At 69.5% G+C, this 10,090-nt stretch carries 6 protein-coding genes and 1 pseudogene; 2 read left to right on the top strand and 5 right to left on the bottom strand.

The window, feature by feature from the left end:
- From NON22_RS14635 to NON22_RS14620, 4 genes are all read right to left on the bottom strand, one after another.
- On the bottom strand, positions 1 to 1,394 hold a 1,394-nt coding region (locus NON22_RS14635), incomplete at its 3' end, for a S8 family serine peptidase (RefSeq protein ID WP_257387687.1).
- A gap of 94 nt (positions 1,395 to 1,488) precedes the next feature.
- Entirely contained in the window at positions 1,489 to 2,481 is a 993-nt protein-coding gene (locus tag NON22_RS14630) for a GlxA family transcriptional regulator (protein ID WP_257387686.1), read from the bottom strand.
- A complete protein-coding gene (locus NON22_RS14625) occupies positions 2,481 to 2,960 on the bottom strand; it encodes a hypothetical protein (RefSeq protein ID WP_257387685.1) in 480 nt (159 codons plus the stop codon). Before NON22_RS14625 ends, NON22_RS14630 begins: the two co-directional genes overlap by 1 nt.
- A 200-nt stretch (positions 2,961 to 3,160) precedes the next feature.
- Positions 3,161 to 8,137: an RHS repeat domain-containing protein gene (locus NON22_RS14620; RefSeq protein WP_257387684.1), complete on the bottom strand. Its 4,977-nt coding sequence runs from the start codon at positions 8,135 to 8,137 to the stop codon at positions 3,161 to 3,163.
- Positions 8,138 to 8,430: 293 nt separating this feature from the next.
- On the opposite strand from NON22_RS14620, the gene NON22_RS14615 reads away from it, so the two are divergent.
- Both NON22_RS14615 and NON22_RS14610 read left to right on the top strand, forming a co-directional pair.
- A complete protein-coding gene (locus NON22_RS14615) occupies positions 8,431 to 8,910 on the top strand; it encodes a winged helix-turn-helix domain-containing protein (RefSeq protein WP_257387683.1) in 480 nt (159 codons plus the stop codon).
- 54 nt (positions 8,911 to 8,964) lie between these two features.
- Positions 8,965 to 9,375, top strand: a complete 411-nt coding sequence (locus NON22_RS14610) for a hypothetical protein (RefSeq protein WP_257387682.1) — start codon at positions 8,965 to 8,967, stop codon at positions 9,373 to 9,375.
- 117 nt (positions 9,376 to 9,492) lie between these two features.
- Here NON22_RS14610 and NON22_RS14605 read toward each other — a convergent pair.
- Positions 9,493 to 10,090 (bottom strand): annotated as a pseudogene (locus NON22_RS14605) (beta-hexosaminidase); the annotation flags it as partial.

The following is a 10,090-nucleotide window of genomic DNA, read 5'->3' as shown; positions in this document are numbered from 1 at the left end:
CGCGCGCGATCGCGCGGCGCCCGGAACAGCGCGCGGTCGCGCGACAGCAGGCAGGCGGCGACGCCGGCGACGATCGGCGCGGCCATCGAGGTGCCGCTGAGCGGCGCATAGGCGTCGGCGGGACCGGGCACCGTCGACAGCACGGCCACACCCGGTGCGATCGCATCGACGTACTTGCCGGAGTTGGAGAACGCCGCGACGAATTCGGCCGGGTCGCGCGTCGACGCCGGCGTCGCGCGGATGTCGCCGGCGGCCTGGGCCTGGGCCGGGAATCCGTCGCGATGGCCGAACGCGGCGACCGCGACGACGTCGTCGTGAGTCGCCGGAAACGCCACGTAGGGCTCGCCGTCGTTGCCGACCGCGGCGATGACGAGCACGCCGTGGTTGCGTGCATCGGCCAGCGCTTCGGACAGCGCCTCGTCGGGCGGTCCGCCGCCGAGACTCAGGTTGACGATGTCGCAGCCGTCGGCGACGGCGAACATCAGCGCCTTGATGATCGCGAAGCTCGTCGCGCCGCTGCCGCGTTGGGGAAACGCACGATACGCGCGCAGCTTCACGCCGGGCGCGAGGCCGGGCAGCCGGCCCTGGGCGGCTATCAGTCCCGCGACGTGCGTGCCGTGCCAGTCGACGTCGTCGTAGGTGCGCTGCAGCCGTGCGACGTCGCCGGTCACGGTGCAGCAGCCCTGAACGCCGCCGAGCGCCGCATGCGGTCCGACGCCGGTATCGACGATGCCGACGGTCACGCCGGTGGCCGGATCGAAGCGTTCCGCAGCCGCGGCGGCCGGGTAGTAGTGCCGGACGACGTCGGCGGCGGCCAGGTCCAGCGGCGCGAGCTCGATGCGCTGGTCGGCCGGCGTAAGGCCGTCGCGGCAGGCGCCCCACTGGCGCGCGTCGGCTTCGACGATCAGGCGTTCGATCGGCACGCCGGCCGGCACACGCAGCGCGACGCAGCCGGCAGAATCGGTGCAGCCCTCGTCGCCGCTGCGCGCGGCGCGGTCGCCGATCGCGACGACGTGGACACCGGCCAGCGGCGCGCCCGAACGCGCGTCGACGCAGGTGACCGTGATCGCGACGAGCCCGTCGGCGTCGGCGCGCCGCCGCGGCCGTGCCCCGGCCGCGAGCACGCGCGGATGCGGATGCGGATAGACGACTTCCTCGACCAGGCGCAGCGGCACGCCGGTCGCGACGAGCGCGGCCGCGGCGGCCTCGCTCATCTCCACGAGCACCGGACCGTCGCGCTGCGCATCCACCACCTGCACGGTCACGCCGTCGAGCTGCTGGTCGTCGCCGGCCTCGCGTTCGTACGCGTCGGTCAGGCGTTGCAGACGCTCGGCGTCGGGGCCGCTGCGGGCGGTCAGTCCGGTCTGCGGCAGTAACACATAGCGTTGAGACATGGCGGCACTCGCTGGGAGACGTTGCCCAGCACTGCCGCCGCCGCGCGATTCCTCTCAGCCGCGGACCTCCGATGCGTTGCGTAGCCGCTCGCGCTCAGCGCGCGCGCAGCCGATAGCGTTCGCGGTAATCGTTCGGCGTCATGCTGACGACCTGCTTGAACAGGCGGCGGAAGCTCGACACATCCTGGTAGCCGCAGCGGCCGACGATTTCCTCGAACGACAGATGCGTGGTCTCCAGCAGCGCCTTGGCGCGTTCCACGCGCAGCTTCTGCACGTATTCCAGCGGCGTCGCGCCGAAATCCTCGTGGAAGCGGCGCAGCAAGGTGCGTTCGCTGACGCGGCAGTGATCGGCGAGCTCGCGCACGCTGATCGATTCGTGCAGGCGTTTCTGCAGCCATTTCTCGGCGCGCTCGCCGAGTCCCTGGCGCGGCCGCTGGGCCAGTGCGAGGCTGATGTACGGCGCCTGGCTCTGCCGCTCGCGGTCGACGAGCATCAGCCGCGACACGTTCTGCGCCAAGCCCTTGCCGCCGGCCCATTCGACCATCTGCAGCACGAGCTCGTAGGCGGCCGTGGCCGCGCCGGCGGTCACGACGCGGCCTTCGTCGACGAGCAGTTCCTCGACCGTGAAGTCCACGGCCGGATAGCGCTCGCGCGCGACGTTGGCAAGCCACCAGCTCGTCGTCGCGCGCAGGCCGTCGAGCAGGCCGGCCTCGGCCAGCAGCAAGGTCGCATTGCAGGTCGAGGCGATGCGCAGGCCGGCCTCGGCGCAGCGCCGCAGCAACACGCGTTCGGCGACGAGCGCGTCGAGCTTGCGGCAGAGATCGCCGACGGTCGCGTAGTCGATCGCCGCGACCAGCAGCACGTCGAGCTCGTCGGGCCGCGCCTGCGCGGCCTCGAAGCTGATGCCCGAGGCCAGCTTCACCGGACCCGGGCGCGCCGCGACGATCTGCACCGACACCGGCGCCGGCGCGCCCGGATTCAAGGTGTGCGCGAGCTTGTTGGCCGTGCGCAGGGTATCGAACGGCGTGGTCACGGCCGAGGCCATGGCCGACTCGTGCACGAGGATGCCGATGCGCAGCGCCGCCATCAGCGCGCTCCGTTCGCCGCGAGGCGGCCGGCCGCGTCCAGGCCGCCCGCGTCGACGTAGATCACGCCGCCGCCGTTCGCGGCGATCTGCTGCAGCACGGCCGGCGGCAACGTCGCGGCCTGCTCCGGCGCCGTGCGGCAGCCGGCGGCGACCGTGGTCGCATGATCGACGGTCGCGCCGACCGGCAGCAGCTCGAGCCCCTGCGCGGCCGGCACGGCGAGCCACAGGCCCGGCGCTAGCGCGGCGACGCATTCGGTGCTCAGCGCGCGGGCATGGGTCTCGCCGCTCTGCGCGTCGATCTGCTCGAAACGCGCGGCGGCAAGGTCCAGCCGCATGCTGTAGTCGCGTCCGGGCAGCGGCTCGACGACCGCGTCGTCGATCGCGATGCCGGCCGCACCGGCGGCGCCGGCCAGCAGCAGCGACAGCAGCAGGGCCGCCGACGAAAGCCGACGATACAGCGAGCGATTCGTAGTGTTCATGGCCAGGTTCCTTGGGGAGGGGTGGAACCATGCTAGGTCGGCCAAGCCTGCCGCGCCGGTGGCGGAATCGCAATCCTGATGGGGAATTCCGCCAAGCGCCCGTTGCGCTTCCCCGGACCGGGCGCAGTGCGCGGCGCGTCGGCGGCCTTCACGTCGGCGGCGGATCCGGCCTTCGGCCGGACCCGCCGCCGTACGCCGTGTTACCGCTGCGGCTCCGGCTTGGGCTCGGGTGGCGGGCTCGGCTTGTCCTCGATCGGCTTGTCGCCGGGTGCCGGCGTACGCGGTCCGAAATTCACCTCGTAACGGGTGCCGTCCGGCTTGGTGATGACTACCGTGGTCGGCACATAGTCTCCGCTGGAGCTCGGGGCCTTCGGGCCGGCATCGCCATTGATGGCCGATTCGACGGCGCCGTCGATGCGCGGCTTGATCACGTCCTTGTAGTAGGACGCCAGATGCTCGCCGGCGCCGGGCACTTGCTTCAGCACTCCTTCCACCGACTGGTGCGCCACCCATTCGCCCGAATCGACCAGGAAATTGCTCACCGGTTCGACGTACGGCTGCAAGGGTTCCAGCTTCCTGCTGACGTAGTTCGCGAAGACCTGAGCCCTCTGCATGGCCTGCTGCGGCACGCAGCTTCCAGGGGTGACGCAGCGCCAGTGCTCGCCGAGCTTTCCGTTCGGATCGACGAATGAGTAGGGGTTGTCGTTGCCGTACCAGTAGCGGTTGAAGTTGCCGCCGCCGCTTGCGTCCGCCGTCACCGGATCGACGCTCAGGAAGCGGCCGACGTCCGCGTCGTAGTAGCGCTGCTGCATGTAGGCGAGCCCGGTGGTGCCGTCCATGACGTGCCCGGTATAGCCCACGCCGCTGAAGCCCGGTTTGCCGATGACCGCGCCGTAGGGCTCGTAGTCGTTGCGCTCGACGACCTGACCGGCGGCGTCGGATGCGGCGATCGTGCTGCCCAGCGCGTCCGTGTGCCGGTAACGGACCGTCGCCGTCGTGTTGGCGGGCCAGTCATGATCGATCGTGGCGACGAGCCGGCCGGCGAGATAGACGTATTCGTGGGTCTGCTGCCGCGTCGGGCCGTCCCACGAAAACAGCAGCTGCCCGGCCTGACTGTAATGCCACAGCGCCTGGGAGCCGTCCGCCCGCGTCGTCTGCACGCGGCGGCCGAGGCCGTCGTAGCGATAGGTTTCCTTGCCGGCCACCTGGCGCAGCCGGTTGCCGACGTCGAACTGGAAGGCCTGACCGTCCTTGGTCTGCAGATTGCCCTGCGCATCGTAGGAGAAACTGCGCAGCACGCTGCCCGCGCCGTTGCGGATCGCGTCGAGCCGGTTGGTGCCCGCGGCGTAGACGTAGTCGTAGTCCTTGATTCCGCCGAGCCGCCACGACGTGATGTTGTCCAGCGCATCGTAGGTGAAGCGATGCGCGGCGTCGCCGCCGAAGCTCGCCGAATTCGCGGCGGTCAGGCGATCGAGCGGGTCATAGCTCATGGTGCGGTCGTAGCCGCTGCCGCGAACCCGGTCCGCGATGCCCGTGAGATTGCCGTTGGCGTCGTAGCTGTAGATCTGGTCGGCGACGCCCGAGGCCGTCATCTGCGCCGGCAGCTGCCGCAGGTTCTGGCGCATGGTGTAGACCACGCCGTTGGCGTAGGAGAACTGCTGCACGGCGCCGTTCGGGTGGTAGCGCACGTCCGTGACGTAGCTGCCGGCGCGCGTCGCCTGGCCCAGGGCATTCGGCGCATAGTCGACGTTGAGGCCGGTCGGATAGGTCTGCGCGGCGAGGTTGCCGAGGCTGTCGTAGGCATGGCCTATGGTCCAGTCGTACCAGCCGGCCTGGCTCAGGGTTTCCGCGGTCGGCAGGCGGCGCCTGTTGTAGGTGTAGGCCAGTCTGACCGGTGCGGTCGCGCCGGCCTCGTTGCTCGTCACGATGCTCGCGGGCAACCCGTCCGGCGTATACGTCCAGATCTGGTTGCCGAGCGTGTCGGGGAAGGCCAGCGTCAGCAGCCGGTTGCGCGCGTCGTAGCTGCGGTCCACGCGGCGCCCGGAACTCCAGGCCTGCGTGTGATTGCAATCGTCGGTAGCGGCGTAGGACGACTGGCTCAGGCCGGCCGCGCTCCAGGTCAGATTGCCGGCGGCGTCGTAGCCCATGACGGTCGCGCCGGCCTCGGGTTCGACCGATTTGCACAGCTGCGCATGGCCGTCGTAGACGTAACGGCGCGTCTGCTGCTGGGCGTAGTCCGCGCTGCGCTGGGTCAGACGCAGCGGCCAGCCGAATTTCGGATGGCGCTCGATCTGCACGACCTTGCCCTCGGGCATCAGACGAGAGATGGGCAGGTCGTAACCGGGCTCGTCCCAGGCCAGGTGGCTGCTGATGCTGACGAAGCCGCGCGGATTGGTCACGCGCGTGCGCAGTCCGTCCAGATATTCGGTGACGGTGGCCAGCGGCGCCGCGGCGTCGAGCTCGTTGTCGACCTCGACCCGCACCGGCCGGTCCAGTGCGTCGTAGCGGGTGCGCGTGCCTGCCAGGGCGTCCAGATAGCTGTCGACGCCGCGCTGCGGATTCGACACGAAACTCCTGCGGCCCTTGCTGTCGTAACGCGTGACCGTCTGGCTCGAAGTCGCGCCGGCGTCGCTCGCGTCGAACGTTTCCTCGAGCACCGGGCGCCACAGCGCATCCAGATACAGGTTCCGGGAATTGTTGCCCTCGGAACGGCTGAGGCGCCAGTGCCCCGCGGGCAGCCCGTGCTCTTCCGCGGCGACCTGGGTCAGTTGCAGCGAGACCGGAGTCCAGCGCGACGCGTCGCAGACGCCGGCCTGGGTTTCGGACGGATACGTGATGCGGACGATGCGCCCCAGCGCATCGCGGCCGTAGCAGGTCCTCGAGCCGAGCTCGTCGGTGACAGCGCTGACCCAGCCGTTGACGTCGACCGTCGCCGACTGTGCAGCGCCGGACGGCGCTTCGGCCGTGGCGGGGAAGCGGATCAGTCGCGGCGTCCCGCGATAGTAGTCGCTCAGCGACGTGACATTGCCGTTGCCGTCCGCAATGCTGCTGACGTTGCCGTCCGCCGCGTAACTCAGCGCCTGGATCAGCCGGCCGAACGCGTACCTGCGGGACGGCAGGGCCTGCGCGTCGTACTCGGTCTCGGCGAATACCACGTCGCCGGCGCCGCCGGCGGCGTTGACGCTCGTCGCCGGAATGTATTGGCGCCGCACCTGGCCCAGCACCCAGAGACCGAGGTTGTCGTGGTACTCGGTCACTTCCTCCTTGGAGAACCCCAGCGAATTGGCGCGCGTCACGCGGGTCGGCCGTACGAAGGCGTCGAACGCGTTGAAGCTGCGCGTGAAGTGGTCGCCGCCGCGCGAGGTGGTCGTGACGCTCAGCGGGCGATTCTTCTCGGTGACCAGGCGGTTGTTGCGTGGATTCGGATCGACGCCGGCGGCGTCGGGAAAGGCCTGGCCCGCCGCACTGGCGAGATAGGTGTGCTCCACCGTCTGCACCGGCACGCCGTCGCTGAGCGTCTCGACCTTGAGCAGTTGGCCCGCGTTGTGCCAGTAGTCGTTGCCGAAGGTCGAGCGCGTGACCGTGCCGTCGGGCGCCGTCACATCGGTCTTCACCGTGCTGTCGCAGTTCGCCGCCGGGAAACTGCAGTCGTCGACGTAGCCGGTCGCGTTCCAGCTCCAGTGCGGGGAATAGTCGTAAGTCCAGGTGTGCGTCGCCAGCCCCGGTCCGGAGATCTGCTTGCTGGTCAGCGATGCCGCCTTGTATACCATCAGAACGTCGGTCAGCACCGCATGGGTCGACTGGTCGGGGTCCGGCTGATAGCAGGAACCGGGCACGCGATCGGTGCCGTGGGCCATGGAACGGAAGTCGAACACACCGACCGCGCCGGAAGGATGACCGATGGTGACCGACGCCGTGGCCTGTCCGGGCACCGAAGGCTCGCAGTCGAGCCAGAGGATGTGCTGATTGTCCTGGTGCAGCATGCTGTACAGGTCGCCGTACTGGAACGTCCAGCGGCTTCCGTCGGGACGAACGACGGCAGACAGCGTGGCGCCATCGGCACTGGCGTACTGGTACTGCCAGGTGCGGCCGTTCTGCGTCACCGCGCTGATCTTGCCGTTGCTGCCGTAGCTGAGCCCGATCGCGTTTCCGTCGCTGGAGGTGATCGTACGCAGACGCCGCGGGTTGGCGGGATCGTAGTCGTAGACGACGGTGTTGCCGAAGCGATCCTCGACCTTGGTGGCGTGAAGGAAATACTCGCGACGGTTGACCACGACTTCTTCGCGGCAGAAATTGACCTGCCGCGAACCGCCGCTCACCGCGCCGCCGTCCATGCGGTTCATGCGCCAGCGACCGTTCGGGTCATCCGGCGTGACGTCATCCCAGTCGAAGGTGTAGTAGGTAAAGGCCCAGTTGATGACGTTGTACTCGTTGTAGTACGCGCTCTTGCACTGCTTGTCCTTGAGCGCCGCGACCTTGCGCGAACTCATCCAGTCGAAGGTGTATTTGGTCCCGTCGGGCAGAGCGACCTTGAATCCCTCGCCGGCCGCGTTCTTCACGGCCGGCAGGCACGACACGCGCCAGCCGTCCTTGGTGGTCCAGAAGTACTGCTGGCCGTCATCGGGCCGCGCACGATCCGAGGGCAGCGCCAGCAGCGGGTAGCTTCCCTTGCCCGGGATGCGGACTTCGTTGCCGTGCCAGTACTGCTCCGGCAGGTAGGACAGGTTCCAGGCGCTGAACAGACTCCTGGCCGGCGGCGGGGTGTAACCGGAACTGCAGCGCAGCGTCGGCGTGCTCGAACCCACGACCCAGCCGGTGCGCTCGTCGAAGGTGCCGTGAATCACCGGCACGTCGAGTTTCCAGTTGCCGAACAGTTCGCCGTCGGCGAGCTTGTCGACGTAGTCGTCGACATCCATGGCGTTGACCCCGAGCGTGCGTCCGACCGCGACCGGCAGGCCGCTGTTGGTCGCCGCCGTCACGTCCGTCGCGCTGAACGAAGTGACGCCGTCCTTGAGGTTCACCGATTCGCCGAACAGGTCGGGCCCGAAAGCCGCCACCGTTTGAGCGGAACTGATGTCGCGGGCATATTCGTCGCGGATGCTCGTCGCCGTTTGCGCGTGGGCCTGGCCTGTCGTCGCCGCCAACGCGGCGTACACCAGGTATCGTCTGAGTTTCATGGCGCTCCTTGGGAATGGTTTGAATGAACGGCCGCCGGATTCCGCTTCACGCAGGAAACTCAGGCGGCCAGCCTCGAACCGCACGCAGGATGCAGGCATTGCGAAAGCGCGCGCCGCATCTGCTGTCCAGTCGCGCACCGACTGTCTCCACGCCGATTGCCGCTGGACTTTTTTGGATTCGGTTCCGGGGCGGGAACCGATGCTAGGCACGCGGCGTCGGACAGTACCCACGCCGCGGCACCGCGCCGGTAACGCTTCGGTAACGGCGGCCCTATCTCTTGCAGAACAGTGAGTTGTCCAAACCCGACTTCGGCCGCTATCGGTTCGGCACCGCGGAATTCGACGAAGCCCGCTTCGAGCTGCGCGTTTCCGGCCTGCCGGTGATCGCCGAGTGGCGCGCGCTGGAAGTGCCGGCCTATCTGCTGCGCCGCGCCGGCCAGGTGGTGACGAAGCAAGAGTTGCTGCGCGAGGTGTGGGCCGGCCGCATCACGATCGAGAAGGTGCTGCCCAACGCCATCGCCAAGCTGCGCCGCGCGCTCGGCGAGGCCAACGCCGATCTGATCTCCACGCTGTCGCGCGTGGGCTATCGCCTCGACAGCGTGGTCACGCGAACGGAAGCCGGCGCGCCGCCGCCAGGCGAACTGCGCCTCGTCGCGGGACAGCCGGTGCCAGGCCGCGGCAACTTCATGTTGCAGAAAAAGCTCAGTCGCGCGGCCGCCGGCAGCGAAGTCTGGCTGGCCGCGCACACGTGCATGCCGGAGCGACGCGCATAGAAGTTCGCACTCGACAGCGCGCCGCTGGACGCCCTCAGGCGCGAAGCGACGCTGATGCGCCTGCTGCAGGGGAGCCTGGAAGACCAGCGCATTTCACCGCGATCATCGACTGGAACTTCGAACTCACGCCCTACTTCGTCGAATGCGCCTAGCGCGAAGTCGCCGCAGACGCAGGACGCCGCCTTCGTCTATGCGCTCAGCGAGCTGGATCTGAGACAGGTCGAGGCCGCCGACGCCGTGATAGCGGAGCTTGACGCGCAGGCGCTGAATTCGCACCGTGCGACTGGGCGATGGCCGCAGGCCATCGACGCGCTGCGCGGAACGGCGCTGGCCCTGCACGGCCAGCGCGAATCCGCTCGCGCCCTGCTCGACCCTAGCCTCGCGGCGCTCGGCGAGGAAGTGAACCCGCAGGCGCCCGAGCGCCTGTACGTGGTCGCCAGCGCGGCGCACGGCCGGCTGCACTGACCGCGGCACGCACGGCGATAGCGCCGCCGTCGCGCCTCCGCGCAGCCGTGAGTGCACCGCAATGCCACCGGGCCGGCGCATCGGCGCCGGCCTCGCGAACTCCGCCGCCGCGCGCGACTACTCCTGCGCCGGCACCAGATGCACTTCGGATACCGCCCACAGAGTCTTCGTATCCGGTCGCGCGAACACGAAGCAGAGGTCCTCGGCGGGCGGCGCGGTCTTCGGCCGGGCCGGCAGCTTCGCCCGAAGGGTCGTGCGTTCGGGATTGCGCGTGGCTTCCTTGAGCGGCAGCTTGACCCAGGGCTTGCCGGTGCAGCCGCCGCGGCGGATTTCGAGTTCGCCGGCCGCGGTCGCGGGCTTGCGCCGCACGACGTGCTTCGCGTCGTGCCAGAGCTGGAAGTTGTACGGCAGGCTGCCGACCTCGACCTCGATCGCGCCGCTGCCGGCAAGGTCCGCCTGCGGCCAGACCCAGCAGGCGTCGAAGATGTCGACGCTGTAGAACGGCCGCTCGCCGTCGACCGGCGCGTCGTCTTCGAGGCGCAGCCGCAGGCCGCCGTCCTTGCGGCAGGGCTGGAGCTCGCCGCCGACGCGGCGGCGCAAGGCGTCCGCGTCGGTCGCGATCGCGACACTGCGCGTCAGTGCGGTCGCGCCGGCGAACGTGGCCGCGCGCAGCGGCGTGCCGGCGGCCAGCTCGAGCGGCGACGAGATCGGAAGA

It is taken from the genome of Tahibacter caeni, assembly GCF_024609805.1.
Lineage (GTDB): Bacteria > Pseudomonadota > Gammaproteobacteria > Xanthomonadales > Rhodanobacteraceae > Tahibacter > Tahibacter caeni.
The sequence above is the reverse complement of the archived record's forward strand: the minus strand, read 5'-3'. Positions and strand labels throughout refer to the sequence as shown.